The 26,703-nt window shown below is 38.0% G+C and carries 41 protein-coding genes and 1 pseudogene; 39 read left to right on the top strand and 3 right to left on the bottom strand.

Annotated elements, in window-relative coordinates:
• The first annotated feature begins 65 nt into the window (after positions 1-65).
• From STRIC_RS02430 to nrdG, 9 genes are all read left to right on the top strand, one after another.
• Complete coding sequence (locus STRIC_RS02430) at positions 66-335, top strand: IreB family regulatory phosphoprotein (RefSeq protein WP_003045720.1); 270 nt, start codon at positions 66-68, stop codon at positions 333-335.
• Positions 332-751 carry a Holliday junction resolvase RuvX gene (gene ruvX, locus STRIC_RS02435; protein ID WP_008087757.1) on the top strand — a complete coding sequence of 140 codons (420 nt, stop codon included), beginning with the start codon at positions 332-334 and terminating at the stop codon, positions 749-751. The genes STRIC_RS02430 and ruvX overlap by 4 nt, the downstream gene beginning before the upstream one ends.
• A 9-nt stretch (positions 752-760) precedes the next feature.
• Positions 761-1,054 (top strand): DUF1292 domain-containing protein, encoded by a 294-nt coding sequence (locus tag STRIC_RS02440; RefSeq protein ID WP_008087607.1) that lies wholly within the window; start codon positions 761-763, stop codon positions 1,052-1,054.
• A gap of 256 nt (positions 1,055-1,310) precedes the next feature.
• A complete protein-coding gene (locus tag STRIC_RS02445) occupies positions 1,311-2,870 on the top strand; it encodes a glycosyltransferase family protein (protein WP_008087585.1) in 1,560 nt (519 codons plus the stop codon).
• A gap of 97 nt (positions 2,871-2,967) precedes the next feature.
• Positions 2,968-5,166 carry an anaerobic ribonucleoside-triphosphate reductase gene (gene nrdD, locus STRIC_RS02450; protein WP_008087551.1) on the top strand — a complete coding sequence of 733 codons (2,199 nt, stop codon included), beginning with the start codon at positions 2,968-2,970 and terminating at the stop codon, positions 5,164-5,166.
• 124 nt (positions 5,167-5,290) lie between these two features.
• Positions 5,291-5,440, top strand: coding sequence for a hypothetical protein (locus tag STRIC_RS12370; protein WP_008087715.1), 150 nt, complete (start codon positions 5,291-5,293; stop codon positions 5,438-5,440).
• Between the two features lie 23 nt (positions 5,441-5,463).
• Positions 5,464-6,402 (top strand): Gfo/Idh/MocA family protein, encoded by a 939-nt coding sequence (locus STRIC_RS02455; protein WP_008087565.1) that lies wholly within the window; start codon positions 5,464-5,466, stop codon positions 6,400-6,402.
• Between the two features lie 12 nt (positions 6,403-6,414).
• Positions 6,415-6,909: a GNAT family N-acetyltransferase gene (locus STRIC_RS02460; RefSeq protein WP_008087741.1), complete on the top strand. Its 495-nt coding sequence runs from the start codon at positions 6,415-6,417 to the stop codon at positions 6,907-6,909.
• 9 nt (positions 6,910-6,918) lie between these two features.
• On the top strand, positions 6,919-7,533 hold the full coding sequence (gene nrdG / locus STRIC_RS02465; protein WP_008087758.1) for an anaerobic ribonucleoside-triphosphate reductase activating protein: 615 nt from the start codon (positions 6,919-6,921) through the stop codon (positions 7,531-7,533).
• Positions 7,534-7,700: 167 nt separating this feature from the next.
• On the opposite strand, the gene yaaA is transcribed toward nrdG, so the two are convergent.
• Both yaaA and STRIC_RS02475 read right to left on the bottom strand, forming a co-directional pair.
• On the bottom strand, positions 7,701-8,432 hold the full coding sequence (gene yaaA / locus STRIC_RS02470) for a peroxide stress protein YaaA (RefSeq protein WP_040831862.1): 732 nt from the start codon (positions 8,430-8,432) through the stop codon (positions 7,701-7,703).
• A 187-nt stretch (positions 8,433-8,619) separates the two neighbouring features.
• Positions 8,620-9,642, bottom strand: coding sequence for an IS30 family transposase (locus STRIC_RS02475; protein ID WP_200857364.1), 1,023 nt, complete (start codon positions 9,640-9,642; stop codon positions 8,620-8,622).
• A 286-nt stretch (positions 9,643-9,928) separates the two neighbouring features.
• Here STRIC_RS02475 and rpsJ point away from each other — a divergent pair, with 286 nt between their 5' ends.
• From rpsJ to STRIC_RS11715, 30 genes and pseudogenes are all read left to right on the top strand, one after another.
• On the top strand, positions 9,929-10,237 hold the full coding sequence (gene rpsJ / locus STRIC_RS02480) for a 30S ribosomal protein S10 (RefSeq protein ID WP_003046044.1): 309 nt from the start codon (positions 9,929-9,931) through the stop codon (positions 10,235-10,237).
• A 103-nt stretch (positions 10,238-10,340) separates the two neighbouring features.
• Positions 10,341-10,967, top strand: coding sequence for a 50S ribosomal protein L3 (rplC, locus tag STRIC_RS02485; RefSeq protein ID WP_008087626.1), 627 nt, complete (start codon positions 10,341-10,343; stop codon positions 10,965-10,967).
• 23 nt (positions 10,968-10,990) lie between these two features.
• Positions 10,991-11,614, top strand: coding sequence for a 50S ribosomal protein L4 (gene rplD, locus STRIC_RS02490; protein WP_008087739.1), 624 nt, complete (start codon positions 10,991-10,993; stop codon positions 11,612-11,614).
• Positions 11,614-11,910, top strand: coding sequence for a 50S ribosomal protein L23 (locus tag STRIC_RS02495; protein WP_008087634.1), 297 nt, complete (start codon positions 11,614-11,616; stop codon positions 11,908-11,910). The genes rplD and STRIC_RS02495 overlap by 1 nt, the downstream gene beginning before the upstream one ends.
• Before the next feature lie 17 nt (positions 11,911-11,927).
• A complete protein-coding gene (gene rplB, locus STRIC_RS02500; protein WP_008087711.1) occupies positions 11,928-12,761 on the top strand; it encodes a 50S ribosomal protein L2 in 834 nt (277 codons plus the stop codon).
• Between the two features lie 92 nt (positions 12,762-12,853).
• Complete coding sequence (rpsS, locus tag STRIC_RS02505) at positions 12,854-13,132, top strand: 30S ribosomal protein S19 (RefSeq protein WP_008087547.1); 279 nt, start codon at positions 12,854-12,856, stop codon at positions 13,130-13,132.
• A gap of 15 nt (positions 13,133-13,147) precedes the next feature.
• On the top strand, positions 13,148-13,492 hold the full coding sequence (rplV, locus tag STRIC_RS02510; RefSeq protein ID WP_008087720.1) for a 50S ribosomal protein L22: 345 nt from the start codon (positions 13,148-13,150) through the stop codon (positions 13,490-13,492).
• 12 nt (positions 13,493-13,504) lie between these two features.
• On the top strand, positions 13,505-14,158 hold the full coding sequence (gene rpsC / locus STRIC_RS02515) for a 30S ribosomal protein S3 (RefSeq protein ID WP_008087545.1): 654 nt from the start codon (positions 13,505-13,507) through the stop codon (positions 14,156-14,158).
• 3 nt (positions 14,159-14,161) lie between these two features.
• Positions 14,162-14,575: a 50S ribosomal protein L16 gene (gene rplP / locus STRIC_RS02520; RefSeq protein WP_008087732.1), complete on the top strand. Its 414-nt coding sequence runs from the start codon at positions 14,162-14,164 to the stop codon at positions 14,573-14,575.
• Between the two features lie 9 nt (positions 14,576-14,584).
• Positions 14,585-14,791 (top strand): 50S ribosomal protein L29, encoded by a 207-nt coding sequence (rpmC, locus tag STRIC_RS02525; protein ID WP_003046054.1) that lies wholly within the window; start codon positions 14,585-14,587, stop codon positions 14,789-14,791.
• A 27-nt stretch (positions 14,792-14,818) separates the two neighbouring features.
• On the top strand, positions 14,819-15,079 hold the full coding sequence (gene rpsQ / locus STRIC_RS02530) for a 30S ribosomal protein S17 (RefSeq protein WP_003049116.1): 261 nt from the start codon (positions 14,819-14,821) through the stop codon (positions 15,077-15,079).
• A 24-nt stretch (positions 15,080-15,103) separates the two neighbouring features.
• Positions 15,104-15,472: a 50S ribosomal protein L14 gene (rplN, locus tag STRIC_RS02535; protein ID WP_000615920.1), complete on the top strand. Its 369-nt coding sequence runs from the start codon at positions 15,104-15,106 to the stop codon at positions 15,470-15,472.
• An 84-nt stretch (positions 15,473-15,556) separates the two neighbouring features.
• Positions 15,557-15,862 (top strand): 50S ribosomal protein L24, encoded by a 306-nt coding sequence (gene rplX, locus STRIC_RS02540; protein WP_003046059.1) that lies wholly within the window; start codon positions 15,557-15,559, stop codon positions 15,860-15,862.
• Between the two features lie 23 nt (positions 15,863-15,885).
• Positions 15,886-16,428, top strand: a complete 543-nt coding sequence (rplE, locus tag STRIC_RS02545; RefSeq protein ID WP_008087625.1) for a 50S ribosomal protein L5 — start codon at positions 15,886-15,888, stop codon at positions 16,426-16,428.
• A 15-nt stretch (positions 16,429-16,443) separates the two neighbouring features.
• Positions 16,444-16,629, top strand: coding sequence for a type Z 30S ribosomal protein S14 (locus STRIC_RS02550; protein ID WP_002987746.1), 186 nt, complete (start codon positions 16,444-16,446; stop codon positions 16,627-16,629).
• Between the two features lie 149 nt (positions 16,630-16,778).
• On the top strand, positions 16,779-17,177 hold the full coding sequence (gene rpsH, locus STRIC_RS02555; protein ID WP_008087598.1) for a 30S ribosomal protein S8: 399 nt from the start codon (positions 16,779-16,781) through the stop codon (positions 17,175-17,177).
• Between the two features lie 317 nt (positions 17,178-17,494).
• Positions 17,495-18,031: a 50S ribosomal protein L6 gene (gene rplF / locus STRIC_RS02560; RefSeq protein ID WP_008087560.1), complete on the top strand. Its 537-nt coding sequence runs from the start codon at positions 17,495-17,497 to the stop codon at positions 18,029-18,031.
• 103 nt (positions 18,032-18,134) lie between these two features.
• The gene (gene rplR / locus STRIC_RS02565) at positions 18,135-18,491 is read left to right on the top strand and encodes a 50S ribosomal protein L18 (protein ID WP_008087784.1); all 357 of its coding nucleotides are present in this window, start codon (positions 18,135-18,137) and stop codon (positions 18,489-18,491) included.
• A gap of 18 nt (positions 18,492-18,509) precedes the next feature.
• Positions 18,510-19,004 (top strand): 30S ribosomal protein S5, encoded by a 495-nt coding sequence (gene rpsE / locus STRIC_RS02570; protein ID WP_008087683.1) that lies wholly within the window; start codon positions 18,510-18,512, stop codon positions 19,002-19,004.
• Between the two features lie 14 nt (positions 19,005-19,018).
• Positions 19,019-19,201 (top strand): 50S ribosomal protein L30, encoded by a 183-nt coding sequence (rpmD, locus tag STRIC_RS02575; RefSeq protein WP_008087762.1) that lies wholly within the window; start codon positions 19,019-19,021, stop codon positions 19,199-19,201.
• A gap of 209 nt (positions 19,202-19,410) precedes the next feature.
• Positions 19,411-19,851, top strand: coding sequence for a 50S ribosomal protein L15 (rplO, locus tag STRIC_RS02580; protein ID WP_008087543.1), 441 nt, complete (start codon positions 19,411-19,413; stop codon positions 19,849-19,851).
• A 16-nt stretch (positions 19,852-19,867) separates the two neighbouring features.
• Positions 19,868-21,172, top strand: coding sequence for a preprotein translocase subunit SecY (secY, locus tag STRIC_RS02585; protein WP_008087779.1), 1,305 nt, complete (start codon positions 19,868-19,870; stop codon positions 21,170-21,172).
• Positions 21,173-21,306: 134 nt separating this feature from the next.
• On the top strand, positions 21,307-21,948 hold the full coding sequence (locus tag STRIC_RS02590) for an adenylate kinase (RefSeq protein ID WP_008087750.1): 642 nt from the start codon (positions 21,307-21,309) through the stop codon (positions 21,946-21,948).
• 117 nt (positions 21,949-22,065) lie between these two features.
• Positions 22,066-22,284, top strand: coding sequence for a translation initiation factor IF-1 (gene infA, locus STRIC_RS02595; protein WP_001040189.1), 219 nt, complete (start codon positions 22,066-22,068; stop codon positions 22,282-22,284).
• Positions 22,285-22,309: 25 nt separating this feature from the next.
• A complete protein-coding gene (gene rpmJ / locus STRIC_RS11710) occupies positions 22,310-22,426 on the top strand; it encodes a 50S ribosomal protein L36 (protein WP_000868345.1) in 117 nt (38 codons plus the stop codon).
• A 17-nt stretch (positions 22,427-22,443) separates the two neighbouring features.
• Positions 22,444-22,809 (top strand): 30S ribosomal protein S13, encoded by a 366-nt coding sequence (gene rpsM, locus STRIC_RS02600; RefSeq protein WP_003046081.1) that lies wholly within the window; start codon positions 22,444-22,446, stop codon positions 22,807-22,809.
• A gap of 17 nt (positions 22,810-22,826) precedes the next feature.
• Positions 22,827-23,210, top strand: a complete 384-nt coding sequence (rpsK, locus tag STRIC_RS02605; protein WP_001118387.1) for a 30S ribosomal protein S11 — start codon at positions 22,827-22,829, stop codon at positions 23,208-23,210.
• A 45-nt stretch (positions 23,211-23,255) separates the two neighbouring features.
• Positions 23,256-24,194, top strand: coding sequence for a DNA-directed RNA polymerase subunit alpha (locus tag STRIC_RS02610; protein ID WP_002986607.1), 939 nt, complete (start codon positions 23,256-23,258; stop codon positions 24,192-24,194).
• A gap of 14 nt (positions 24,195-24,208) precedes the next feature.
• Positions 24,209-24,595 carry a 50S ribosomal protein L17 gene (gene rplQ / locus STRIC_RS02615; RefSeq protein ID WP_003104597.1) on the top strand — a complete coding sequence of 129 codons (387 nt, stop codon included), beginning with the start codon at positions 24,209-24,211 and terminating at the stop codon, positions 24,593-24,595.
• 771 nt (positions 24,596-25,366) lie between these two features.
• Positions 25,367-26,321: pseudogene (locus STRIC_RS11715) on the top strand (IS30 family transposase).
• A gap of 97 nt (positions 26,322-26,418) precedes the next feature.
• Here the strand turns inward: STRIC_RS11715 and STRIC_RS02625 are convergent.
• Positions 26,419-26,703: IS30 family transposase (locus STRIC_RS02625; RefSeq protein WP_008087749.1), on the bottom strand; the 285-nt coding region annotated here is incomplete at its 5' end.

A 26,703-nucleotide genomic window follows, 5' to 3' on the forward strand; every position in this document is an offset into this window, starting at 1 on the left:
TGTTTATTCCTAAAAAATAGGCTATAATAAAGCATAGCATTTAATTTTAGAAAGAAGGTGTAAGTATGGGATTTACAGATGAAACAGTCCGCTTTAAATTGGATGATGGTGACAAAAAGGAAATCAGTGAGACACTGACGGCCGTATACCATTCTTTAGATGAAAAAGGCTATAATCCGATTAATCAAATCGTAGGGTATGTTTTGAGCGGGGACCCAGCTTATGTTCCTCGTTACAATGATGCTCGCAATCAGATTCGTAAGTATGAGCGTGATGAGATTGTAGAAGAACTTGTTCGTTATTATTTACAAGGAAATGGAATAGACGTTAAATGAGAATAATGGGACTCGATGTAGGCTCAAAAACAGTTGGGGTTGCCATTAGTGATCCTTTAGGATTTACGGCACAAGGCCTAGAAATCATAACAATTGATGAAGACAAGAAGGATTTTGGTTTTGAGCGTCTAACTGAGTTAGTTAAACAATATCAAGTGGATAAGTTTGTGGTGGGCTTGCCTAAAAACATGAACAATACTAGTGGCCCCAGGGTAGAAGCAAGTCAAGCTTATGGGCAAAAAGTTCAAGAATTATTTCAACTTCCTGTCTATTATCAAGATGAACGACTAACAACTGTTGAAGCAGAACGCATGTTGATTGAGCAAGCTGACGTTAGCCGTGGGAAACGAAAGAAAGTTATTGATAAATTAGCAGCACAACTAATATTACAAAACTATTTAGACCGTAACTATTAAGGAGAAAATATGACACACGATCACGAGCATGAAGTTATTACTTTGGTTGATGAACAAGGTAATGAAACCTTATTTGAGATTTTATTAACGATTGACGGACGCGAAGAATTTGGTAAAAATTATGTTTTACTAGTTCCTGCTGGTTCTGAAGAAGATGAATCTGGCGAAGTTGAAATCCAAGCTTATTCATTTACTGAAAATGAAGATGGCACAGAAGGGGACCTTCAACCAATTCCTGAGGACTCTGATGCAGAATGGGATATGATTGAAGAAGTCTTCAACAGCTTTTTAGACGAAGAATAAAGAAAAGGGCCAATAGGTCTTTTTTTTATTGTTAGAAAGAATTTAAAGACTAATTTAGGGAAATTTGTCGAACTATTAGTTAGGGGGTGATTTTATTTATTTCTTAAGGCATAGTGATAGATTGTTTTTAGAATATTATCAAACACGAAAATGTCATCGTTTTCGTGATATTTTACGCTACGCTCGGCTTGTTCGTAAATTGACTAAATACTAGATTTTGTTATACTTGTTTTATGACATTTCAAGGAGAAAAATCGTGAGTCAGTTAAGTGAAAAAGAAATCTCAGAACGTTTAGACACAAGCCTACAAGATGGGCCAACTATACATACAACGAAATATGAAACAAAAGTTCCTAGCTTACACAAGCTCTATATTTTGGCTTTGAGTCTTATTGCTGGTCTATTAACAGTGGCTCTTCCTTTTTTGACGGATATGGCTAACAGTATACAATCACAAAATTTGTATATTGGTATGATGCTAAGTCGAGGGCAAATTCCTTACAGTGATGTTTTTACTACAGGGGGATTCTTATATTTTGTCTTAATAGCTTTAAGTTATCATTTGGGAACCACTCTTTTTTTGATTCTGATTCAAATGACTTGTTTTTACCTGACAGGATTGTATCTGTATAAGTTGATAAATTATGTAACGGCTTTCCAAAAAGTAGCCTTGGCTTTTTCTGTGCTCTATTATGTTTTCTCTCTCATACTGGGATTTGGAGGCATGTATCCGATTCAGTTCGCGATGCCATTTGTGCTTATATCGACCTGGTTTTTGACAAAATACTTTGTCAATCTTGTTCAAGATGAAGCTTTTATTTTATTTGGTTTTTTTGGTGCTATAGCTATGTTACTAGAGCCAAGAACACTTGTCTTTTGGCTACTAGCTTGTCTAACCGTTATTTCTTATAATATGAAAAATGGGCACCTTGCTAGAGGTTTTTACCAATTACTTGCTGCTATTTTTGGAATGATTCTGATTTTTTATACAGCTGGTTATTTTATTTTAAACCTTCAGATTTTATCGCCTTATCTCACACAAGCAGTTGGCTATCCATTTACTTACTTTAAAGTTGGTTCGCTGGAGTTGCTAGCGGGTATGGGTATGCAGTTAGCATTAGCAGTTGGTTTTGGTTTACTAACAGGTTTAGTTTATTTTCTAAAAAATAGTAAAGAGTCTTCAGATAGTTTTATGAAGTGGTTAATTACTTTAGTGCTTTTGACTTACTTAGTCATTGCCATGCTTGCACAGGACTTACATACTTATCATCTCTTACCATTACTGCCGTTTGCTTTGATTCTAACATCACAACCAATTGCGAAGAGTTATCAAACGGTGCTAAATAAGGTTAGTCATCGACGTCGAAGAGGAAAAAATGGGACAAGGTGTGTCATTTCTTTGTATCTCAAAAAACACCTTTACCTACCTTTAGTGTTGCTTGTAGCTGCGCTGACTTGCTCTGTTTATCGAGTGGTTAAAGAATCTGAGACTAATCAGGTACGTGGACAGATTGCTAATTATTTAAAGTCAGAGCTCAATAAGGATCAAGCAATCTATGTTTGGGATACTAGTTCCAAAATTTATCTTGAAACAGGAGCTAAATCTGCTTCACAATTTCCGTCACCTTTTGTTAATTTGAAGAAACAAAGCCATCAGCATATTTTAGAAGATGAACTTTTGGAGAATGAAGCTGTTTATATTGTTGTTAATAATCACGAAAAACTCCCAGAAAAATTTAAAAAAATTCTAAGAAGTCATTATAAAAAGGATCAAAAACTAGTGGCTAAGGGCTTCCGCCTTTACCGTCAAAAATGAGAATAAAATCAATATATTGTGTCTGATAAAGAACCTTGACACAATATATTGATTTTTTTGTTTAGAGTGTTATAATAGTCGAGTAAGGAGAATGGACATGATAACACTAGAAGAAAACAAGGTTCTTATTCAACCAGATATCAAAGTGATTAAACGAGATGGTCGTTTGGTGAGTTTTGATAGCACTAAAATTTACAGTGCTCTCTTAAAAGCTAGCATGAAAGTGACCCGAATGTCATCGCTTGTTGAAACAAAATTAGAAGCTATTTCTGATCGGGTTATTGCTGAAATTATGGAACGTTTTCCTCATAATATCAAAATTTATGAAATTCAAAATATTGTTGAGCATGAGTTACTAGCTGTGAATGAGTATGCTATTGCCAAAGAATATATTAATTACAGAACGCAACGTGATTTTGAGCGCAGCCAAGCTACGGATATTAATTTTTCGATTGATAAACTAATCAATAAAGACCAAACCGTTGTGAATGAGAATGCCAACAAAGATAGTGATGTTTTTAATACGCAACGCGATTTAACGGCAGGAATTGTGGGTAAATCAATTGGTCTTAAAATGTTACCACCTCATGTTGCCAATGCTCATCAAAAAGGTGACATTCATTATCATGATTTGGATTATAGTCCCTATACTCCAATGACTAATTGTTGTTTAATTGATTTTAAAGGCATGTTGGCAAATGGTTTTAAAATTGGAAATGCTGAAGTTGAAAGTCCAAAATCCATTCAAACAGCAACTGCTCAGATTTCGCAAATCATTGCTAATGTAGCTTCGAGTCAATATGGTGGCTGCACAGCAGATCGTATAGATGAATTTTTAGCCCCTTATGCGGAGTTAAATTTCAAAAAACATATGGCAGATGCCAAAAAATGGGTTGTCGAAGACTTATGTGAGAACTATGCCTTTGAAAAAACACAAAAAGATATTTACGATGCTATGCAATCGTTAGAGTATGAAATTAATACTCTATTTACGTCAAATGGGCAAACTCCCTTTACCTCTTTAGGGTTTGGGCTTGGGACGTCATGGTTCGAGCGGGAAATTCAAAAAGCAATTTTGACCATTCGTATTAATGGTTTAGGAAGTGAACACCGTACGGCAATTTTTCCTAAATTAATCTTTACAGTTAAACTCGGTTTGAATTTAGAACCTGAGTCGCCAAACTATGATATTAAAACCTTGGCCTTAGAATGTGCAACTAAACGCATGTATCCGGACATGTTATCATATGATAAAATCATTGAACTGACAGGGTCTTTCAAGTCTCCAATGGGCTGTCGCTCCTTCCTTCAAGGGTGGAAAGATGAGCAAGGACGTGATGTGACTTCTGGTCGGATGAATTTGGGTGTGGTTACTCTCAATTTTCCACGTATTGCCATGGAGTCAAATGGTGATATGGATAAGTTCTGGGAACTTTTTCAAGAAAGGTTACAAATTGGTAAAGACGCTTTGGTTTATCGCGTAGAGCGGGTCAAAGAAGCCAGTCCTGCTAATGCGCCAATTTTATACCAATACGGTGCTTTTGGTAAACGATTAGCTAAAACTGGAAATGTGGATGATCTCTTTAAACATCGTCGTGCCACAGTTTCCTTAGGATATATTGGCTTATATGAAGTTGCTTCTGTTTTTTACGGTGGTCAATGGGAAGATAATCAAGAGGCTAAGGATTTTACAGTAGCCATTGTAAAAGCAATGAAAAATGCTTGTGAAGAGTGGTCTAATGAGTATGATTATCATTTCTCTGTTTATTCCACACCTTCAGAAAGCTTAACTGATCGTTTTTGTCGCTTAGATACGGAAAAATTTGGAATTGTTACTGATATTACAGATAAAGAGTACTATACTAATTCTTTCCACTATGACGTCCGAAAAAATCCAACCCCTTTTGAAAAACTAGACTTCGAGAAGGTTTACCCAGCTTCAGGTGCTTCAGGCGGGTTCATTCATTATTGTGAATACCCAGTCTTGCAGCAAAATCCAAAAGCTTTAGAGGCTGTATGGGATTATGCCTATGATAGGGTAGGCTATTTGGGAACGAATACACCGATTGATAAATGTTATGAGTGTCAGTTTGAAGGGGATTTCAAGCCTACTGAACGAGGCTTTACCTGTCCAAACTGTGGAAATAATGATCCTAAGACAGTAGATGTGGTCAAACGTACCTGTGGTTACTTGGGTAATCCTCAAGCACGTCCAATGGTTAATGGACGCCATAAGGAGATTTCTGCGCGTGTGAAACACATGAATGGATCAACGATCAAATACCCAGGATTGTAAGCTGTAAAAGCTTTGTTTTAAGGAGAAATATGATATGCTTAAAAGGTTGCTTCATGCAAGCAATCTTTTAGTTATTAATGACGAGCACTCTTATTTGGAGAATGCTATTTAGAAAGGTGAAACAATGGGAAAATATCAATTAGACTATAAAGGAATGCAACAAGTGGAGCGATTCCATGAGAAACATTCTACGCAAAAACCAACAAAAAAGAACCGTGTTCAAGAATTGCGAGCACAATTTATCGAAAAATCAACCAAACAAAAGAAAAAATAGTTTAGGTAGGAGGTTGGCTAATCATGCTTCATATTTCTATTGTAGGGTTAGGAGCTATTTCTCAAAAAGCTTATTTGCCTTATATGAGACAGTTAAAAGAGATACATTGGCACCTTTTTACAAGAAATAGAGATGTCTTGGTAGAGGTTGATCAACTGTTTGCCAAATCCAGTATTTACAACTCACTTAGTGACCTTGCACAGGTACCTTTAGACGGAGTTTTTATCCACGTCGCTACCCTTGCTCATATGGAAACGGCTAAGCTTTTTTTAGAAAAGGGGGTTCCTGTTTATATGGATAAACCCTTAACAGAGGATTTTTTCAGCACTTTGGATTTAATTAAGTTAGCGCAATCCAAAGGAACATTTCTGATGACGGGTTTTAATCGTCGCTTTGCTCCTCGAGTAATAGACCTTGCTCGTTTAGAAGCGAAACGTAGAGTATTTGTTGAGAAAAATGATATTAATCGGCCAGGGGAATTACGTTTTAAACTTTTTGATTTTTTCATTCATCCTCTTGACACGGCTCTTTTTATCAGTGATGAGCCTCCATTAAGTGGTACTTTTTCTTATCATTTAGAGGAGGGATTGCTTAGTCAAGTGATGGTTAATCTAGAGACGAAACATAGTCAGATTACAGTAGCAATGAATTTACAGTCTGGTAGTCGCCGAGAAATTATGGAGGTGCAAACACCTTTTGAAACTCAACGTCTAGAAAATTTGGAAGAGTTAGTAAGTTATAAAGGAACTCAGAAAGAGTCTATCGGATTTAATTCTTGGGACACGACCTTATTTAAAAGAGGATTTGAGTCTATAATTGATGCTTTTTTAGAAGGCATTAAAAGTGGAACTAATCCAGTAACCGATGACTCTACTCTTTTAAGTCATTGGATTTGCCATCAAATAGCTCGCTCTAAGACGAACGCAGGACAACTTGAGCTTGAGCTTCCTTCATTAGTTTGATAGGAGTATGATATGCCATTAAGACAACCTCAAATAGCTGACAAAGAGACTGTGCTGAAAATGATGCGTGAGTTTGAGCAAGCTGACTCAGCGCATGACGGTAGTTTTTGGGAACCCGAAGACTTTGTGTATGAAGACTGGCTGGATTCAAATGCACAAATGGAGATGGGACTTAATATTCCTGTTACTTGGGTACCGTCTATCCAATTAGTAGCTTTTGACGAGAAGGAAGAAGCGCTAGGTTTTGTCAGTCTACGATTACGTCTAAATCAGCAGTTGAAAGAAAAGGGTGGTCATATTGGCTACTCTGTACGTCCTAGTCAGCGTGGCAAAGGTTATGCCAAGGCTATGTTGGCAGAAGCCGTTCAAATAGCCCAAAATAAAGGGATTAAAGACATTTTGGTCACTTGTCATTCAGACAATAAGGCGAGTCGAGCGGTCATTTTAGCAAATGGTGGACAATTGGAAGATATTCGACACCAAACAGAACGTTATTGGATAACTTAAGAGGCAACTATGGATAGTAACTGTTGGAATTCCCCAAAACCAAAAGAGTGGCAATCTGAACAACTTAGTCAAGGGCGTATCATTGACTATAAAGCGTTTAACTTTGTAGATGGAGAAGGCGTCCGTAATTCTCTTTATGTATCGGGCTGTATGTTTCATTGTAAGGGATGTTATAACGCCGCAACTTGGTCTTTTAAAGCAGGTGTACCCTACACTAAAGAGTTAGAAGAGCAGATTATGACTGATTTAGCTCAGCCATATGTGCAGGGATTGACTTTACTAGGGGGAGAACCTTTTTTGAATACAGGTATTCTGATACCATTAATTAAAAGAATTCGCCGGAAATTACCTGAAAAAGATATCTGGTCTTGGACAGGTTATACTTGGGAAGAGATGATGCAAGAAAGATCTGACAAGCTAGAACTGTTGAGTTTGATTGATATACTTGTAGATGGTCGTTTTGATATTACCAAAAAGAATCTCATGTTACAATTTCGAGGGTCTAGTAATCAACGGATTATTGATGTCCCTAAGTCTTTAGCAGCAGGGCAGGTTATCATTTGGGATAAGCTCAATGATGGCCATCAACAATTTGAACAAGTGACACGAGATGATTTGCTTTAAGGAACTTATCCACAGTAGAGATGTTGAAAACGAAGGATGAAAACGATAAATCAAGGATTATTGTTAGCCCCTGATAGACAGATTGACTGTTTTTCCCCACATTATCCTCATACTTATCCACAGCTTGTTAATAAGTTGTCAGATTGGGGAAAACTAAAAAAAGAGGCTTAAGCCTCTTTTTTAATGTAAACATATTGAGAAGGAGAAGACATCTGTTCAGAATAGCTAAATCCATTGAATTGAAGCGCTTTAAGATCATCTAATTGTTCAACCAAATGATTGGCACAGGCCGTTAAAAAGGCACCTCTAGCTTTCTTTGAAATGGTGGAGTGAGATTTGAGTTGACCATCTTTTTCTTCTAAAAATTTCATACTTATCCACAATTGACGGCTTTCTTTTGAAAAGACCTCTTCAAATTCACTAGAAAGAAGGGAAATCAGTTGAGACTGTTCTTTTGCAAAGGCATCGTAATCAGATCGCCAATAGTTTTTTAGACTTTGTCCCTCAACCTTTAGTTTAGTTTGGAAATCTAGACGATGTTCTGCAATCTTTGCATCTGCAGGAATAATACCATAGAAGGATGAGGTAATAAAAGCATGCTTTAGAAAGTACTCTAATGAAGCATCTGAAAAAGTATCATCCTTAATATAACGGTACATGAGACCATTGAATAACTGATAGGCAGGATATGCTTTGGCTTTTTCTTTAATCATGCAGTCAAAACGTTCCACTTCTTTGGGAACGGCTGCTTCCTTAATGTGATAAGCTTTAGCTAATTCTTGATTACTTAGTGAAAGAATTGACTCTAAAATAGACTTGCTTTTCTGAGATAAGTGATGAGGAAAATAATTAGTGAGAATTTTCATCTCTTTTGCAGTTGGAATTAAAAAGGTTAACATAAGCATATTGTAGTTGAAAAAATGAGCCATTGTCAAGAAAAAGTAATAGGTTAAGAAGATTTTGAAAAAGTATCTTCCTTTATATATAGTAAAAAGCGCGAGAAATGATTTGAATAAAAGATTGAAACTTTTTCGCAAGTTGTCAAGTCAAGTGCAACCAGTTCATAGATAACTAGAGTTCCAGATGTTAAGCTGTTCGGGATAGCTCAAACAGGAATTTTGAGGATTGATATTGAAGAAGTCGTCTTGGGCGCTCATTGATGGCAGTAATATAATTGTCAAGTTCTTCAGAGGTTAGTGGATTAAGTGAGACTCCTTTAGGGACATATTCTCTGAGGAGGCCATTGAAGTTCTCGTTTTTTCCTCTCTCATGTGAAGAATAGGGATGTGCAAAGTAAACTTCAACAGCTTCTAAGTTTGAGAGTAAACTAAACTCAGAACCATTATCCGCTGTGATGGATGCAATAGGATACTGACTGATGAGATGCGTGACAGCACGGTTAATGGTTTGGGACTGCTTGTCTTCTAGCTTAACTCCTAGTGCATAGCGTGTCTGGCGCTCTACCAAAGTCAACATAACAGCTTCACCTTTGGTTTTCTTGCCGAGAACCAAATCAATCTCCCAATGCCCAAATTCAGAACGATCATTAATATATTCTGGACGTTCTTCGATAGATTTACCTAAAGTCTTCTTATTCGTCTTCATGACTTTCTTAGAACGTTTTCTGATACTAACCATCTTAGGCAAATCGATTGGTTTAATAGCTAATACCCCCTCTTTGATATAACGATAAATCATTTTGGTAGAGGGGACGACTTCTTCAGGATGGTTCACTTTGTAAGTCTGAACAAAACTATCCACACTATGGAGACGAATGTTAGCCGTCAAGGCAGATTCTAATTGTTCAATGAATCTAGCGGAGCAGTCATTCAACTTGAGATAAGAACTCTTTTGACGATTGGTTTCATAGACACGTTGCCCACTATCAGCGAAATAGGCGTTGAAGAAGGTTTGTTTTCCATTCTTATCCTTTACCTGTTCTACTGAACCACGTTTTATTTCTCGGCAGATTGTAGAACGGTGACGACCCAAGAGTCGAGCAATCTCAGCGGGTTTCTTTCCCATTTTAAGATAAGCAGCAATTTCACCCCGTTCTGTGGCTGAAAGATGAGAATAGGATGATTTTCTGGTAGAATTAATGTTGGACATGTTCATCTGCTTTCCATACTGAATTGGGGAATTCTAGTATATCAGACGAACATGTCTTTTTTGTTGCACTTCATTTTACAACGCGGGATTGAAACTTTTTTGCTAAAAATTTATAAAATCACTTGCAATGGCTGATGTTTTTTGTTACCATACTATGGTGCTGTAAAAATTACAGCTGTAGCTATGATACGAGAGGTTGCGACACGCTCGGCTGCATTGCCATGCGACACGTGTTGGTTTTCTCGAGGAGCTAGCCTATTATCGTAAATAGACGAGAGGAGAAAAGATGGCAAACAAAAAAATCCGTATCCGTTTGAAAGCGTACGAACACCGTACACTTGACACAGCGGCAGAAAAAATCGTTGAAACTGCAACACGCACAGGTGCTACTGTAGCTGGACCAGTTCCACTTCCAACAGAACGTAGTCTTTACACAATTATTCGTGCGACTCACAAATACAAAGATTCTCGCGAACAATTTGAAATGCGTACACACAAACGTCTTATCGACATTGTGAACCCAACTCAAAAGACTGTTGACGCTCTTATGAAATTGGACTTACCAAGTGGTGTAAACGTAGAAATCAAACTTTAATTTGATTTTTGAGCACAAAAAACGCTCGTTAAAAACTTTTTTGAGCACAAAAAACGCTCATAAAAAACTTTTTGAATAATATAAGAAAAGGAAATATTTTCTCATGACAAAAGGAATCTTAGGGAAAAAAGTGGGAATGACTCAAATCTTCACTGAAACTGGTGAATTTATCCCTGTTACTGTCATTGAAGCAACTCCAAACGTTGTGCTTCAAGTTAAAACTGTTGAAACAGACGGTTATGAAGCAGTTCAAGTTGGTTTTGATGACAAACGTGAAGTATTGAGCAACAAACCTGCCAAAGGCCATGTAGCAAAAGCTAACACAGCTCCTAAGCGCTTCATTCGTGAATTCAAAAACATTGAAGGCTTAGAAGTTGGTGCAGAAATCACTGTAGATACATTCGCAGCGGGAGATGTTGTTGATGTAACTGGTACTTCAAAAGGTAAAGGTTTCCAAGGGGTTATCAAACGCCATGGTCAATCACGTGGTCCTATGGCTCACGGTTCTCGTTACCACCGTCGTCCAGGTTCAATGGGACCTGTTGCGCCTAACCGTGTTTTCAAAAACAAACACTTGGCAGGACGCATGGGTGGCAACCGTGTAACAATTCAAAACCTTGAAATTGTACAAGTTATCCCAGAAAAGAACGTTATCCTTATCAAAGGTAACGTACCAGGTGCTAAGAAATCTCTTATCACTATCAAATCAGCAGTTAAAGCTGCTAAATAATAAGAAAGGAGAAAACAGTTAAAATGGCAAACGTAAAACTATTTGACCAAACTGGTAAAGAAGTTAGCTCAGTTGAGTTAAACGATTCTATCTTCGGTATTGAACCAAACGAATCAGTTGTTTTTGATGTTGTAATCAGCCAACGCGCTAGCCTTCGCCAAGGTACTCACGCGGTTAAAAACCGTTCAGCAGTATCAGGTGGTGGTCGCAAGCCATGGCGTCAAAAAGGAACTGGACGTGCTCGTCAAGGTTCTATCCGCTCACCACAATGGCGTGGCGGTGGTGTGGTGTTTGGACCAACTCCACGTTCATACGGATACAAACTTCCACAAAAAGTTCGTCGCCTTGCTTTGAAATCAGTTTACTCAGCAAAAGTTGCTGATGAAAAATTTGTAGCTGTAGAAAGCCTTTCATTTACAGCACCAAAAACTGCTGAATTTGCAAAAGTTCTTTCAGCGCTAAGCATCGATTCAAAAGTACTTGTTATCGTTGAAGAAGGTAATGAATTTGCAGCACTTTCTGCTCGTAACCTTCCAAACGTTAAAGTTGCAACTGCAACAACTGCAAGTGTGCTTGATATTGTAAATAGCGATAAACTTCTTGTTACTAAAGAAGCAATCTCTACAATTGAGGAGGTTCTTGCATAATGAATTTGTATGACGTAATCAAAAAACCTGTAATCACAGAAAAATCAATGATTGCTCTTGAAGCAGGCAAATACACATTTGAAGTTGATACACGTGCACACAAACTTTTGATCAAACAAGCTGTTGAAGCTGCGTTTGACGGAGTTAAAGTTGCAAGCGTAAGCACTGTTAACGTTAAACCAAAAGCAAAACGCGTTGGTCGTTACACAGGTTTCACTTCAAAAACTAAAAAAGCTATCATCACTCTTACAGCTGATTCTAAAGCAATCGAGTTGTTCGCAGCTGAAGCTGAATAATCTAAGGAGGAAATAACGTGGGTATTAAAGTTTATAAACCAACGACAAATGGCCGTCGTAACATGACTTCTTTGGATTTTGCTGAAATCACAACAAGCACACCTGAGAAATCATTGCTTGTTTCTCTTAAAAACAAAGCGGGTCGTAACAACAACGGACGTATCACTGTTCGTCACCAAGGTGGTGGACACAAACGTCATTACCGTGTCATCGACTTCAAACGTAACAAAGACGCTGTTGAAGCTGTTGTTAAAACTATCGAGTACGATCCAAACCGTACAGCAAACATCGCATTAGTACACTATACTGATGGGGTTAAAGCTTACATCATTGCACCTAAAGGTCTTGAAGTAGGTCAACGTATTGTTTCTGGTCCAGATGCAGATATCAAAATTGGTAACGCACTTCCATTAGCAAACATCCCAGTTGGTACAGTTGTTCACAACATTGAGTTGAAACCTGGTAAAGGTGGAGAACTTGTTCGTGCGGCTGGTGCTTCTGCGCAAGTACTTGGTCAAGAAGGTAAATACGTTCTTGTTCGTCTTCAATCAGGCGAAGTTCGTATGATTCTTGGAACGTGTCGTGCTACAATCGGTACTGTTGGTAACGAGCAACAATCACTTGTTAACATTGGTAAAGCAGGACGTAACCGTTGGAAAGGTATCCGCCCAACAGTTCGTGGTTCTGTAATGAACCCTAACGATCACCCACACGGTGGTGGTGAAGGTAAAGCACCAGTTGGACGTAAAGCGCCATCAACTCCATGGGGTAAACCAGCGCTTGGTCTTAAAACTCGTAATAAGAAAGCTAAATCAGACAAACTTATTATTCGTCGTCGTAACGAAAAATAATCGTTTAGTTTAAAGCTTATTAAACTTCCGCCAACTCGGTAGTCTAATAGACAAGCCGTTGTGGTACATTATTTAAAGGAGAAAACTACAAAATGGGACGTAGTCTTAAAAAAGGACCTTTCGTCGATGAGCATTTGATGAAAAAAGTTGAAGCTCAAGCTAAAGACGAAAAGAAAAAAGTAATCAAAACTTGGTCACGTCGTTCAACGATTTTCCCAAGTTTCATCGGATATACAATCGCAGTTTATGATGGACGTAAACACGTACCAGTTTACATCCAAGAAGACATGGTAGGTCACAAGCTTGGTGAATTTGCACCAACTCGTACTTACAAAGGTCACGCAGCTGACGACAAGAAAACACGTCGTTAATAGGAGGAGGACACAATGGCAGAAATTACTTCAGCTAAAGCAATGGCTCGTACAGTGCGTGTTTCACCTCGTAAAACACGTTTAGTACTTGATCTTATCCGTGGTAAGAAAGTTGCTGACGCAATCGCAATCTTAAAATTCACTCCAAACAAAGCAGCTCGTGTTATTGAGAAAACTCTTAACTCAGCTATTGCAAATGCAGAAAACAACTTTGGTTTGGAAAAAGCTAACTTGGTAGTATCTGAAACATTCGCCAACGAAGGACCAACAATGAAACGTATCCGTCCACGTGCGAAAGGTTCAGCTTCACCAATCAACAAACGTACAACTCACGTAACTGTAGTTGTATCAGAAAAATAAGGAGGTAAAATCGTGGGTCAAAAAGTACATCCAATTGGTATGCGTGTCGGTATCATCCGTGACTGGGATGCGAAATGGTATGCTGAAAAAGAATACGCGGATTACCTTCATGAAGATCTTGCAATCCGTAAATTCATTAACAAAGAATTGGCAGAAACTTCAGTTTCAACTATCGAAATTGAACGTGCTGTAAATAAAGTTATTGTTTCACTTCACACTGCAAAACCAGGTATGGTTATCGGTAAAGGTGGCGCAAACGTTGACGCTCTTCGCGCTCAACTTAACAAATTAACTGGAAAACAAGTACACATCAACATCATTGAAATCAAATCACCAGATCTTGATGCTCACCTTGTTGGTGAAAACATTGCTCGTCAACTTGAGCAACGTGTTGCTTTCCGTCGTGCTCAAAAACAAGCTATCCAACGTACAATGCGTGCAGGTGCTAAAGGGATTAAAACTCAAGTATCTGGTCGTTTGAACGGTGCTGATATCGCTCGTGCTGAAGGTTACTCAGAAGGAACTGTTCCACTTCACACACTTCGTGCTGATATCGATTACGCTTGGGAAGAAGCAGACACTACATATGGTAAACTTGGTGTTAAAGTTTGGATCTATCGTGGTGAAGTTCTTCCAACTCGTAAAAACACTAAAGGAGGCAAATAACATATGTTAGTACCTAAACGTGTTAAACACCGTCGTGAGTTCCGTGGGAAAATGCGTGGTGAAGCTAAAGGTGGAAAAACTGTAGATTTTGGTGAATATGGTCTTCAAGCTACAACTAGCTCATGGATTACTAACCGTCAAATCGAAGCTGCTCGTATCGCTATGACTCGTTACATGAAACGTGGTGGTAAAGTTTGGATTAAAATCTTCCCTCACAAATCTTACACAGCTAAAGCTATCGGGGTTCGTATGGGTTCTGGTAAAGGTGCTCCTGAAGGTTGGGTATCACCAGTTAAACGTGGTAAAGTAATGTTTGAAATCGCTGGTGTTTCTGAAGAAATCGCTCGCGAAGCACTTCGTCTTGCTAGCCACAAATTACCAGTTAAATGCAAATTCGTAAAACGTGAAGCAGAATAAGGAGAAGACATGAAACTTGAAGAAATCAAAAAGTTTGTTGCTGAGCTTCGTGGCTTGTCTCAAGAAGAGCTTGCTAAAAAAGAAAACGAACTCAAAAAAGAACTTTTCGACCTTCGTTTTCAAGCTGCAGCAGGTCAACTTGATCAAACTGCTCGTTTGAACGAAGTTAAAAAACAAATTGCACGTGTAAAAACTGTGCAATCTGAAATGAAATAATAGATTGGGAAAGGAGCAATTCTAATAATGGAACGTAATCAACGTAAAACCCTTGTTGGACGTGTAGTATCTGACAAGATGGACAAAACAATCACTGTTGTAGTTGAAACAAAACGTAACCACCCAGTCTATGGTAAACGTATCAACTATTCTAAAAAATACAAAGCACATGATGAAAAGAACCTTGCTAAAGAAGGCGATATCGTTCGTATCATGGAAACTCGTCCACTATCAGCTACAAAACGTTTCCGTCTTGTAGAGGTTGTGGAAGAAGCTGTTATTATCTAATCAAACTAAAAGGAGAAAATTGAAATGATTCAACAAGAAACTCGCTTGAAAGTTGCTGATAATAGCGGTGCTCGTGAGATCTTGACTATCAAAGTTCTTGGTGGTTCAGGACGTAAATTCGCTAACATCGGCGACGTAATCGTTGCTTCTGTAAAACAAGCTACTCCTGGTGGAGCGGTTAAAAAAGGTGACGTGGTTAAAGCTGTTATCGTTCGTACAAAAACTGGTGCTCGCCGTCCAGACGGTTCATACATCAAATTTGACGACAACGCTGCAGTAATCATCCGTGATGATAAAACTCCTCGCGGAACTCGTATCTTCGGCCCTGTTGCACGTGAATTGCGTGAAGGTGGCTACATGAAGATCGTTTCACTTGCACCAGAAGTACTTTAATTTTTCAAAAATTAAACGAACTAAGTCCCCTAGGTTTACCTAGGGTGCCCCTAAGGGCGTAAGAAAAAATAGGAGAAACCCAGAATGTTTGTAAAAAAAGGCGACAAAGTTCGCGTAATTGCTGGTAAGGATAAAGGCACTGAAGCTGTAGTTCTTAAAGCACTTCCAAAAGTAAACAAAGTTGTTGTTGAAGGTGTTGGTATGATTAAAAAACACCAAAAACCTAACACAGAAAACCCTCAAGGAGCTATCGTCGAAAAAGAAGCTCCAATCCATGTGTCAAACGTACAAGTTCTTGATAAAAATGGTGTAGCTGGACGTGTTGGTTACAAAGTTGTCGACGGCAAAAAAGTTCGTTACAACAAAAAATCAGGCGAAGTGCTTGATTAATCACGAAGGAAAGGAGAAGCATAATGGCAAATCGTTTAAAAGAAAAATATACTAACGAAGTAATTCCTGCGTTGTCAGAGAAATTCAATTACACATCAGTAATGGCTGTGCCTAAAGTTGAGAAAATCGTTCTTAACATGGGTGTTGGTGATGCTGTATCAAACGCAAAAAACCTTGAAAAAGCTGCTGCTGAATTAGCACTTATTTCAGGTCAAAAACCACTTATTACTAAAGCTAAGAAATCAATCGCTGGCTTCCGTCTTCGTGAAGGTGTTGCGATCGGTGCGAAGGTGACACTTCGTGGCGAACGTATGTACGAATTCCTAGACAAATTGGTTAGCGTTTCACTTCCTCGTGTTCGTGACTTCCATGGTGTTCCAACAAAATCTTTTGATGGACGTGGTAACTACACTCTTGGTGTGAAAGAACAACTTATCTTCCCAGAAATCAACTTTGATGATGTTGATAAAGTACGTGGTCTTGATATCGTAATCGTCACTACTGCAAATACTGACGAAGAATCACGTGAATTGCTTAAAGGCCTTGGAATGCCTTTTGCAAAATAATAGGGGGTAAATAAATTGGCTAAAAAATCTATGATTGCTAAGAACAAACGTCCTGCGAAACACTCAACACAAGCTTACACTCGCTGTGAAAAATGTGGACGTCCACACTCAGTTTACCGCAAATTCAAACTTTGCCGTGTTTGCTTCCGTGAGTTGGCTTACAAAGGTCAAATCCCAGGTGTTGTTAAAGCTTCTTGGTAAAAATATGACACAAGACTTAATTTGTCTTTCAGATTAAGTCTTGTGCTTAATTAAAACGGTGTGAGCATAAGCTGATACCAAAGTCCTTTAAGGACAACATTAACTAGTAAGTGATAGAATCAAACTGCTAGTAAGAGGAGAAAATAAAAATGGTTATGACTGACCCAATTGCAGACTTTTTAACACGTATTCGTAACGCTAACCAAGTGAAACACGAAGTGTTAGAAGTACCTGCTTCAAACATTAAAAAAGGGATTGCTGAAATCCTTAAACGTGAAGGTTTTGTGAAAAACGTTGAAGTTATCGAAGATGACAAACAAGGTATCATCCGTGTGTTCCTTAAATACGGACAAAACGGTGAGCGTGTTATCACTAACTTAAAACGTATTTCAAAACCAGGTCTTCGCGTTTACGCAAAACGTGATGACGTTCCTAAAGTTCTTAACGGACTTGGAATTGCAATCATTTCAACTTCTGAAGGTCTTTTGACTGATAAAGAAGCTCGCCAAAAAAATGTTGGTGGAGAAGTGATCGCCTACGTTTGGTAAAATTATGATACAAAAGCCGTAACGAACAATCTAAAATTAGAAAACTGTTGTAGTTTGCTTGCAAACAAAATAGTTTGTCTATTTTAGATGGCAGTTCGTCGGCTGTGTTCAGATATGGGCACAATCATCTAGCAAACGTAAAAGAGCTAATTGAACACGGGCTAAAGACTGTGTGAAAAAGATAAACTTTTCTAGAAACTTTCGTTTCATAGTAAAGTTTCCTATTTTCACTTTGCCTTTTTCGCCCTTAGTATCTTAGTTCACCCCGTGAAAACTAGTCGCTTTGCGGCTTGACAATCTAACAGGAGAAAATAAACATGTCACGTATTGGTAATAAAGTAATTACTATGCCTGCAGGTGTTGAATTAACAAATAACAACAACGTTGTTACTGTTAAAGGCCCTAAAGGCGAACTCACTCGTGAGTTCAACAAAAATATTGAAATCAAAGTTGAAGGGACTGAAATTACAGTTGTACGTCCTAACGATTCAAAAGAAATGAAAACAATTCATGGTACTTCTCGTGCAAACTTGAACAACATGATCGTTGGTGTTTCTGAAGGTTTCAAGAAAAACCTTGAAATGAAAGGTGTTGGTTACCGTGCTCAACTTCAAGGCACAAAACTTGTCCTTTCAGTAGGTAAATCTCACCAGGATGAAGTTGAAGCACCAGAAGGAATCACTTTCACTGTGGCTAACCCAACTTCAATTGCAGTTGAAGGAATCAACAAAGAAGTTGTTGGTCAAACTGCTGCTTACATCCGTAGCTTACGTTCACCAGAACCTTATAAAGGTAAAGGTATTCGTTACGTTGGTGAATATGTACGCCTTAAAGAAGGAAAAACTGGTAAATAATGATCTTAGTTGGGTGATGGTTAAGTCTTTTAACCGATTACCTAACTGGTTCTATTTACAAACTGTCAACTAGACAAACTGATAAAATTAAGAGGTGAAAATTGTGATTTCGAAACCAGATAAAAACAAAATCCGCCAAAAACGCCACCGTCGCGTTCGCGGTAAACTCTCTGGAACTGCAGAACGCCCACGTTTGAACGTTTTCCGTTCTAATACAGGCATCTACGCTCAAGTTATTGATGACGTAGCGGGTGTAACGCTCGCAAGTGCATCAACTCTTGATAAAGACGTTTCAAAAGGAACAAAAACTGAAAAAGCCGTTGTAGTCGGCAAACTTGTTGCTGAACGTGCAGTGGCTAAAGGTATTTCTGAAGTGGTGTTTGACCGCGGTGGATATCTCTATCACGGACGTGTTAAAGCTTTGGCTGATGCAGCTCGTGAAAACGGATTGAAATTCTAATAGGGAGGACACAAAATAATGGCATTTAAAGATAATGCAGTTGAACTTGAAGAACGCGTTGTTGCGATTAACCGCGTTACAAAAGTTGTAAAAGGTGGACGTCGTCTTCGTTTTGCGGCTCTTGTAGTTGTTGGTGATGGAAATGGACACGTTGGATTCGGTACTGGTAAAGCTCAAGAAGTACCAGAAGCTATTCGTAAAGCAGTTGAATCTGCTAAAAAGAACATGATCGAAGTACCTATGGTTGGAACTACAATTCCTCACGAAGTTTTCACTAACTTTGGTGGAGCAAAAGTATTGTTAAAACCAGCTGTAGAGGGTTCTGGAGTTGCCGCTGGTGGTGCAGTTCGTGCCGTCATCGAATTAGCAGGTGTTGCTGATATTACTTCAAAATCACTTGGTTCAAACACACCAATCAACATTGTTCGTGCAACTGTTGAAGGATTGAAACAACTTAAACGTGCAGAAGAAGTTGCCGCACTTCGTGGCATCTCAGTTTCTGACTTAGCATAAGAAAGGGGATCATCATGGCTCAAATTAAAATTACTTTGACTAAGTCTCCAATCGGACGTAAGCCAGAGCAACGTAAAACAGTTGTTGCCCTTGGACTTGGTAAATTAAACTCTTCAGTAGTTAAAGAAGATAACGCTGCTATCCGTGGTATGGTTACAGCAATCTCTCACTTAGTTACTGTTGAAGAAGTAAAATAAGACTTTAAACAAAAGACCTTATTTTCAGAAAACTAATTAGTGCATAAAACCGACTTTTGTGAGTTGATAATCTTTACAACACACAGTGGTCGGTTAGTGCATATAGTAATCAATCGTTTCAAACGATTAAAATAATGTATAGGCGAGTTTCTAGGGGAGGTCCTTTCTTCTCATAGAGGCGCTAGCATTTTACAACAAAAGGAGAAAAAATGAAACTTCATGAATTAAAAGCTGCTGAAGGCTCTCGTAAAGTACGTAACCGTGTTGGACGTGGTTCTTCATCAGGTAATGGTAAAACATCTGGACGTGGACAAAAAGGACAAAAAGCTCGTAGCGGTGGCGGAGTACGTCTAGGTTTCGAGGGTGGACAAACTCCATTGTTCCGTCGTATTCCAAAACGTGGCTTTACAAACATCAATACAAAAGAATATGCGCTTGTTAATCTTGATCAATTAAATATCTTTGAAGATGGTACAGAAGTAACACCGGTTGTTCTTAAAGAAGCTGGTATTGTTCATGCTGAAAAATCAGGTATTAAAGTATTAGGTAACGGCGAATTGACTAAAAAATTGACTGTTAAAGCAGCTAAATTCTCAAAATCTGCTGAAGCAGCAATCACTGCTAAAGGCGGTTCAGTAGAAGTTATCTAATGAGGGGAAACTCATTATGTTCTTAAAAATACTTAAAGATGCATTGAAGATAAAGAATGTTCGAAATAAAATATTTTTCACAATCTTTATTATACTCGTATTCCGTATTGGAACACACATCACCGTACCAGGTGTAAATGCAAAAAGCTTAGAGCAACTGAGTGAACTTCCCTTTCTAAATATGTTGAACCTTGTCAGTGGTAATGCTATGAGAAACTTTTCAGTTTTTTCAATGGGTGTTAGTCCCTACATTACAGCGTCGATTGTGGTTCAACTTTTGCAAATGGATATATTACCTAAATTTGTTGAGTGGGGTAAACAGGGTGAAGTTGGTCGTCGTAAGTTAAATCAAGCGACTCGCTACATCTCTTTAGTTCTAGCTTTTGCTCAATCGATTGGTATTACTGCAGGTTTCAATGCTTTATCAAGTGTAGCCCTAGTAAAGACACCTGATGTTAAGACTTACTTGTTAATTGGAGCATTGTTAACAACTGGTAGTGTGATTGTGACTTGGCTTGGAGAACAAATCACTGATAAAGGATTTGGAAATGGCGTCTCAATGATTATCTTTGCAGGTATCATTTCTTCAATTCCAAATGCCATCGCAACCATCCGTGAAGATTATTTTGTTAACGTTAAAGCGAGTGATTTACAGACTTCTTATTTGATTGTAGGAGTACTTATCTTAGCAGTGTTAGCAATCATCTTCTTCACGACATATGTGCAACAAGCGGAATATAAAATCCCAATCCAATATACAAAACTTGTTCAGGGAGCACCAACAAGTTCATACCTTCCACTCAAAGTCAATCCAGCTGGCGTTATTCCCGTTATCTTTGCAAGCTCGATTACAACGATTCCAAGTACTATCATACCGTTTCTTCAAAATGGTAGAGATATTCCATGGCTATCACGACTACAGGAGTTGTTTAATTATCAAACACCTGTAGGAATGATTGTTTACGCAGTTTTGATTATTTTATTCTCGTTCTTCTATACCTTTGTACAAGTAAATCCTGAGAAAACAGCTGAAAATCTACAGAAGAACTCGTCTTATATTCCAAGTGTTCGACCTGGACGAGAAACCGAAGAATTTATGTCATCATTGCTTAAAAAATTAGCGACTGTTGGAGCTATTTTCCTAGCCTTTATCTCACTAGCACCTATTGCTGCGCAACAAGCCCTTAACCTTTCTTCTAGTATTGCTCTAGGTGGTACTAGTTTGCTTATTTTGATCTCAACAGGTATTGAAGGCATGAAACAACTTGAAGGTTACCTACTCAAGAGAAAATATGTCGGATTTATGAATATTGCAGAATAGAATATAGGTTGACCTTGTCAACCTTCTATTTTGTTTTTTGATAACTGTAAGAATTATTGTATTCTTATGGTTATTTGAAAACAAAAACAAAGGAAAACTTTCCTATCACATTTATTTCAAAAGAGGAGAAAGAAATGAATCTTTTAATCATGGGTTTACCAGGTGCAGGTAAAGGAACTCAAGCAGCAAAGATTGTTGAGAAGTTTGGTCTCATTCATATCTCAACGGGTGATATGTTCCGTGCGGCAATGACAAACCAAACAGAAATGGGAGTTCTTGCTAAATCTTATATCGATAAAGGTGATTTAGTGCCAGATGAAGTGACAAATGGTATTGTTAAAGAACGTTTATCACAAGAAGATATTAAAGAAAAAGGCTTTTTATTAGATGGCTACCCAAGAACCATTGAACAAGCATATGCCTTAGATGAAACGCTAAAAGCATTAAATATTCAATTGGATGGTGTTATCAATATCGATGTTAATCCTGAGTCATTGATTGAGAGACTAAGCGGACGCATTATTAACAAAAAAACAGGTGAAACTTTCCATAAAATTTTCAACCCACCAGCTGGTGATTACGATGAAAATGATTTTTACCAACGCGAGGACGACAAACCAGAAACTGTTAAACGTCGTTTGGATGTTAATATCGCACAAGGTCAACCAATTTTAGATCATTATCGTAAAGCAGGGATTGTAAATGATATTGACGGAAATAAAGATATTTCTGATGTTTTTGTAGATATCAAAAAAGTCATCGAAAACCTAAAATAAAATATCATAAATAACTTGCGAAACTGGAAGTCAAGTGATATAATAGGCTAGTCTGACTTATAATTGTTACCTCTGTGCTCAGAGGACATCAAATCGAAATTTAGGGGGTACTTTTGCGTGGCAAAAGAAGACGTGATTGAAATTGAAGGCAAAGTTGTTGAAACCATGCCAAACGCAATGTTTACTGTTGAATTAGAAAACGGACATCAGATTCTAGCAACTGTATCAGGAAAAATCCGTAAAAATTACATTCGTATTTTAGTGGGTGATCGTGTTACTGTAGAGATGAGTCCGTATGACTTAACACGTGGACGAATCACATACCGCTTTAAATAGTCGAAATAATTGGAGGGATTAAAACATGAAGGTAAGACCATCGGTTAAACCAATTTGCGAATACTGTAAAGTAATTCGTCGTAACGGTCGTGTTATGGTGATTTGTCCAACAAATCCAAAACACAAACAACGTCAAGGATAATATAGAAAGGAGACAAAATGGCTCGTATTGCTGGAGTTGATATTCCAAATGATAAACGCGTAGTAATTTCACTTACTTATGTGTACGGAATTGGTCTTGCAACATCTAAAAAAATCTTAGCAGCTGCTGGTATCTCAGAAGATATCCGTGTTAAAGATTTAACATCAGATCAAGAAGATGCAATCCGTCGCGAAGTTGATGCAATTAAAGTTGAAGGTGACCTTCGTCGTGAAGTAAACTTGAACATCAAACGTTTGATGGAAATCGGATCATACCGTGGAATCCGTCACCGTCGTGGACTTCCTGTCCGTGGACAAAACACTAAAAATAACGCTCGCACTCGTAAAGGTAAAGCTGTTGCGATTGCAGGTAAGAAAAAATAAAATAGGAGGTAAAAAAATTGGCTAAACCAACACGTAAACGTCGTGTGAAAAAGAACATTGAATCTGGTGTTGCACATATTCACGCTACATTTAACAACACTATTGTTATGATTACAGATGTGCATGGTAACGCTCTTGCATGGTCATCAGCAGGTGCTCTTGGTTTCAAAGGTTCTCGTAAATCAACTCCTTTTGCTGCCCAAATGGCTGCTGAAGCTGCTGCGAAATCTGCACAAGAACACGGACTTAAAACTGTTGAAGTCACTGTAAAAGGTCCTGGTTCAGGTCGTGAATCTGCTATTCGTGCCCTAGCTGCTGCTGGTCTTGAAGTAACTGCAATTCGTGATGTGACTCCTGTACCGCATAATGGTGCTCGTCCTCCCAAACGTCGTCGTGTATAATCATAAAACAAATAGTACACAAGTTTCGTTTCGAGGGGTGAAAAGATGATTGAGTTTGAAAAACCAATAATAACAAAAATTGATGAAAATAAAGATTACGGTAGATTTGTAATCGAACCACTAGAACGTGGCTACGGAACAACTCTAGGTAATTCACTTCGTCGTGTACTCTTGTCTTCACTTCCAGGTGCAGCTGTTACATCAATCAAAATTGATGGAGTACTACACGAATTTGATACAATCCCAGGTGTACGTGAAGATGTCATGCAAATCATCCTTAATGTTAAGGGACTTGCTGTGAAATCATACGTCGAAGACGAAAAGATTATCGAGCTTGAAGTAGAAGGACCGGCAGAAGTTACAGCTGGTGATATTCTTACAGATAGTGATATCGAACTTGTTAACCCGGATCATTATCTTTTTACAATTGCTGAAGGACATTCCTTGAGAGCTACAATGACCGTTGCTAAAAAGCGTGGTTATGTGCCAGCAGAAGGTAACAAAAAAGATGATGCACCTGTGGGAACATTGGCAGTAGATTCAATCTATACGCCAGTGAAAAAAGTTAATTATCAAGTAGAACCTGCCCGTGTAGGTAGTAATGATGGCTTTGATAAATTAACTATTGAAATCATGACAAACGGAACAATTATTCCTGAAGATGCGCTAGGTCTATCTGCTCGAGTTTTAATCGAACACTTAAATCTCTTTACTGATTTAACAGAAGTTGCTAAAGCAACTGAAGTAATGAAAGAAACGGAAAAAGTGAACGATGAAAAGGTACTTGACCGAACTATCGAGGAACTTGATTTATCCGTACGCTCTTATAACTGTTTGAAACGTGCAGGAATTAACACTGTATTTGATTTAACAGAAAAATCTGAGCCTGAAATGATGAAAGTCCGTAACCTTGGACGTAAGAGCCTTGAAGAAGTTAAGGTAAAACTTGCTGATTTAGGACTTGGACTTAAAAACGATAAATAATATAGGAGGACAGAATGGCTTACCGTAAACTAGGACGCACTAGCTCACAACGTAAAGCAATGCTTCGTGATTTAACGACTGATCTTTTAATCAACGAATCAATTGTTACAACTGAAGCACGTGCAAAAGAAATCCGTAAAACAGTTGAAAAAATGATTACTTTAGGTAAACGTGGTGATCTTCACGCACGTCGTCAAGCAGCAGCTTACGTACGTAATGAAATCGCATCAGAAAATTATGATGAAGCTACTGATAAATATACTTCAACTTCAGCACTTCAAAAATTATTCTCTGAAATCGCACCTCGTTATGCTGAACGTAACGGTGGATACACACGTATTCTTAAAACAGAACCACGCCGTGGAGATGCTGCTCCAATGGCAATCATTGAATTAGTATAATTTTTATCAATTTTGTTGAGTGTTATGATGATGGAGTAGGTTTTACCTATTCTTAGTCTAGCTCTGGTCTACCGCTAGAGAATTTCTCTAGCGGTAACACTCATCATGTTAAACATGTTAAAAATGAAGCTAACGCTTGTTTACGAAATGTCTCTAAAGCATAGAAACTTTTCGTAAGCAGGCGTTTTTTGGTGTTTTAGTGATTAATTTTGTCAAAGGCGATTATATGCTTCTTAAAACTTGTCTATAGGCTCGTCAGAGTACTTCTTTATCTTTAAAGATATATCAAGCACTCCTGAAATAAGAAGAGTTAAATGAGTTTAAACACCTATTTAAGGAGACTAACAGACGGAACAAGTCTTATTATGTTCTTAAGCAGAAAACGACTCTAAAGTGCTAAAATGAACCTTAAAGATTATCTAGAGTGTATCAGAAGACAGACTTCAATTTTTTTAGTTAGTAAAGCTAAATGATAAACTGAGTGATATCAAATAATTTTACGTTTTTACAGGTAGCCTATAAGCGGAAGAAGTTAATTATTTTTCTTTTAAAATATAATAACTTTATATCTGAAAACACTTCTAATTATGTTTGTGTCCTATCTCTTTAATCTATTTTTATGGCTTTCAATTTGATAATTTTATTTCAAGTTTTTTTATTTAAACAATTTATCGAAAGTTCTAAAATGAAGTTAGCCACTTGAGTGTATGAAAAAACATCTCAGAGAGATATAATTGTAATCACGACAAGAACAATTAGAAAGACTCTGAAATGCAAGACTATTATACACCAAAAGGGAAGCATTTAACACTAACCGACCGCAGAAATATAGAACGTTGGCTTCGAGAAGGATACTCCAACCGTGAAATAGCAAGAAGATTAGCGAAAGCTCCTCAAACGATTCACAATGAGATTAAACGTGGGCAAGTCAGACAAAAAGTACGTCAGGGTAAGTTTGAGTTGGTCTATTCAACGGATTATGCTCAAAAAGTTTATGAGAATAATCGTAAGAGGTCTGTCAAACCAGCTAAATTAACGAAAGCCCTAAAAGACAAGATTTTGCATTATCTGAAGCAGAAATACTCGCCGGAGATGATGGTAAAAGCCAAAGGTGTGGAGGCTCATAGATCGTCCATCTACTACTGGATTCATCATGGTTACCTCGGTGTTACTAGCAAAAGCTATGCTTTATCTTAGACTGAAAAAAACTCCCAAAAAGTAAGCTAGTCCCAACTTTATGCCTTCTGGTAAGTCCATTCAAGAGTGACCCGGGGACATCAATAATTGGGAAAATATCGGCGATTTTGAGATTGATACTGTCATTCAGACAAAGGTTAAACATGAGTGTCTCTGGACTCTGACAGATCGTAAGAGCCGCTATTAGATTATTCGTCTCATTCCTGATAAGTTGGCTTCTTCGGTGAATACCGCTTTGAGAGCCATCTTACAATATTATCAAATCAAGTTCCATTACAGCAGATAACGGTACTGAATTTAGTCGTTTATCTGAGGTTTTTGACCCTGATAACATCTATTACGCTCATCCTTTTTCCTCTTGGGAGAGGAGGACCAATGAAAATCATAATAGACTGATCCGACGTTGTTTACCAAAGGGAAGTAAAAATGCGACTCAGAAACAAATCGCATTATTGAAAATTGGATTAACAATTATCCTAAGAAAATACTTGATTACAAATCTCCTAGAGTGTTTTTGCAAAATGGCTAACTTGGACTTGAAATTTAGCTTTAAGCAATTTATTCAATTTTTTCGCAAGTTGTCAAGTCAAGTGCAACCAGTTCATAGATAACTAGAGTTCCAGATGTTAAGCTGTTCGGGATAGCTCAAACAGGAATTTTGAGGATTGATATTGAAGAAGTCGTCTTGGGCGCTCATTGATGGCAGTAATATAATTGTCAAGTTCTTCAGAGGTTAGTGGATTAAGTGAGACTCCTTTAGGGACATATTCTCTGAGGAGGCCATTGAAGTTCTCGTTTTTTCCTCTCTCATGTGAAGAATAGGGATGTGCAAAGTAAACTTCAACAGCTTCTAAGTTTGAGAGTAAACTAAACTCAGAACCATTATCCGCTGTGATGGATGCAATAGGATA

This window comes from Streptococcus ictaluri 707-05 (genome assembly GCF_000188015.2).
Taxonomy (GTDB): Bacteria; Bacillota; Bacilli; order Lactobacillales; family Streptococcaceae; genus Streptococcus; species Streptococcus ictaluri.

Coding starts and splice junctions, on each gene's coding strand:
- rpsM (WP_003046081.1), top strand. CDS start 22,444: ATGGCTCGTATTGCTGGAGTTGATATTCCAAATGATAAACGCGTAGTA.
- nrdG (WP_008087758.1), top strand. CDS start 6,919: ATGGATAGTAACTGTTGGAATTCCCCAAAACCAAAAGAGTGGCAATCT.
- rpsJ (WP_003046044.1), top strand. CDS start 9,929: ATGGCAAACAAAAAAATCCGTATCCGTTTGAAAGCGTACGAACACCGT.
- ruvX (WP_008087757.1), top strand. CDS start 332: ATGAGAATAATGGGACTCGATGTAGGCTCAAAAACAGTTGGGGTTGCC.
- rpmJ (WP_000868345.1), top strand. CDS start 22,310: ATGAAGGTAAGACCATCGGTTAAACCAATTTGCGAATACTGTAAAGTA.
- rplC (WP_008087626.1), top strand. CDS start 10,341: ATGACAAAAGGAATCTTAGGGAAAAAAGTGGGAATGACTCAAATCTTC.
- STRIC_RS02430 (WP_003045720.1), top strand. CDS start 66: ATGGGATTTACAGATGAAACAGTCCGCTTTAAATTGGATGATGGTGAC.
- nrdD (WP_008087551.1), top strand. CDS start 2,968: ATGATAACACTAGAAGAAAACAAGGTTCTTATTCAACCAGATATCAAA.
- rplN (WP_000615920.1), top strand. CDS start 15,104: ATGATTCAACAAGAAACTCGCTTGAAAGTTGCTGATAATAGCGGTGCT.
- STRIC_RS12370 (WP_008087715.1), top strand. CDS start 5,291: ATGGGAAAATATCAATTAGACTATAAAGGAATGCAACAAGTGGAGCGA.
- yaaA (WP_040831862.1), bottom strand. CDS start 8,432: ATGTTAACCTTTTTAATTCCAACTGCAAAAGAGATGAAAATTCTCACT.
- rplP (WP_008087732.1), top strand. CDS start 14,162: ATGTTAGTACCTAAACGTGTTAAACACCGTCGTGAGTTCCGTGGGAAA.
- STRIC_RS02475 (WP_200857364.1), bottom strand. CDS start 9,642: ATGTCCAACATTAATTCTACCAGAAAATCATCCTATTCTCATCTTTCA.
- STRIC_RS02455 (WP_008087565.1), top strand. CDS start 5,464: ATGCTTCATATTTCTATTGTAGGGTTAGGAGCTATTTCTCAAAAAGCT.
- STRIC_RS02440 (WP_008087607.1), top strand. CDS start 761: ATGACACACGATCACGAGCATGAAGTTATTACTTTGGTTGATGAACAA.
- STRIC_RS02460 (WP_008087741.1), top strand. CDS start 6,415: ATGCCATTAAGACAACCTCAAATAGCTGACAAAGAGACTGTGCTGAAA.
- rpsH (WP_008087598.1), top strand. CDS start 16,779: ATGGTTATGACTGACCCAATTGCAGACTTTTTAACACGTATTCGTAAC.
- rplV (WP_008087720.1), top strand. CDS start 13,148: ATGGCAGAAATTACTTCAGCTAAAGCAATGGCTCGTACAGTGCGTGTT.
- rplX (WP_003046059.1), top strand. CDS start 15,557: ATGTTTGTAAAAAAAGGCGACAAAGTTCGCGTAATTGCTGGTAAGGAT.
- rpmD (WP_008087762.1), top strand. CDS start 19,019: ATGGCTCAAATTAAAATTACTTTGACTAAGTCTCCAATCGGACGTAAG.
- STRIC_RS02590 (WP_008087750.1), top strand. CDS start 21,307: ATGAATCTTTTAATCATGGGTTTACCAGGTGCAGGTAAAGGAACTCAA.
- STRIC_RS02495 (WP_008087634.1), top strand. CDS start 11,614: ATGAATTTGTATGACGTAATCAAAAAACCTGTAATCACAGAAAAATCA.
- rpsQ (WP_003049116.1), top strand. CDS start 14,819: ATGGAACGTAATCAACGTAAAACCCTTGTTGGACGTGTAGTATCTGAC.
- rpsE (WP_008087683.1), top strand. CDS start 18,510: ATGGCATTTAAAGATAATGCAGTTGAACTTGAAGAACGCGTTGTTGCG.
- rplF (WP_008087560.1), top strand. CDS start 17,495: ATGTCACGTATTGGTAATAAAGTAATTACTATGCCTGCAGGTGTTGAA.
- secY (WP_008087779.1), top strand. CDS start 19,868: ATGTTCTTAAAAATACTTAAAGATGCATTGAAGATAAAGAATGTTCGA.
- rpmC (WP_003046054.1), top strand. CDS start 14,585: ATGAAACTTGAAGAAATCAAAAAGTTTGTTGCTGAGCTTCGTGGCTTG.
- rplD (WP_008087739.1), top strand. CDS start 10,991: ATGGCAAACGTAAAACTATTTGACCAAACTGGTAAAGAAGTTAGCTCA.
- rplE (WP_008087625.1), top strand. CDS start 15,886: ATGGCAAATCGTTTAAAAGAAAAATATACTAACGAAGTAATTCCTGCG.
- rpsS (WP_008087547.1), top strand. CDS start 12,854: ATGGGACGTAGTCTTAAAAAAGGACCTTTCGTCGATGAGCATTTGATG.
- rplO (WP_008087543.1), top strand. CDS start 19,411: ATGAAACTTCATGAATTAAAAGCTGCTGAAGGCTCTCGTAAAGTACGT.
- rplQ (WP_003104597.1), top strand. CDS start 24,209: ATGGCTTACCGTAAACTAGGACGCACTAGCTCACAACGTAAAGCAATG.
- STRIC_RS02610 (WP_002986607.1), top strand. CDS start 23,256: ATGATTGAGTTTGAAAAACCAATAATAACAAAAATTGATGAAAATAAA.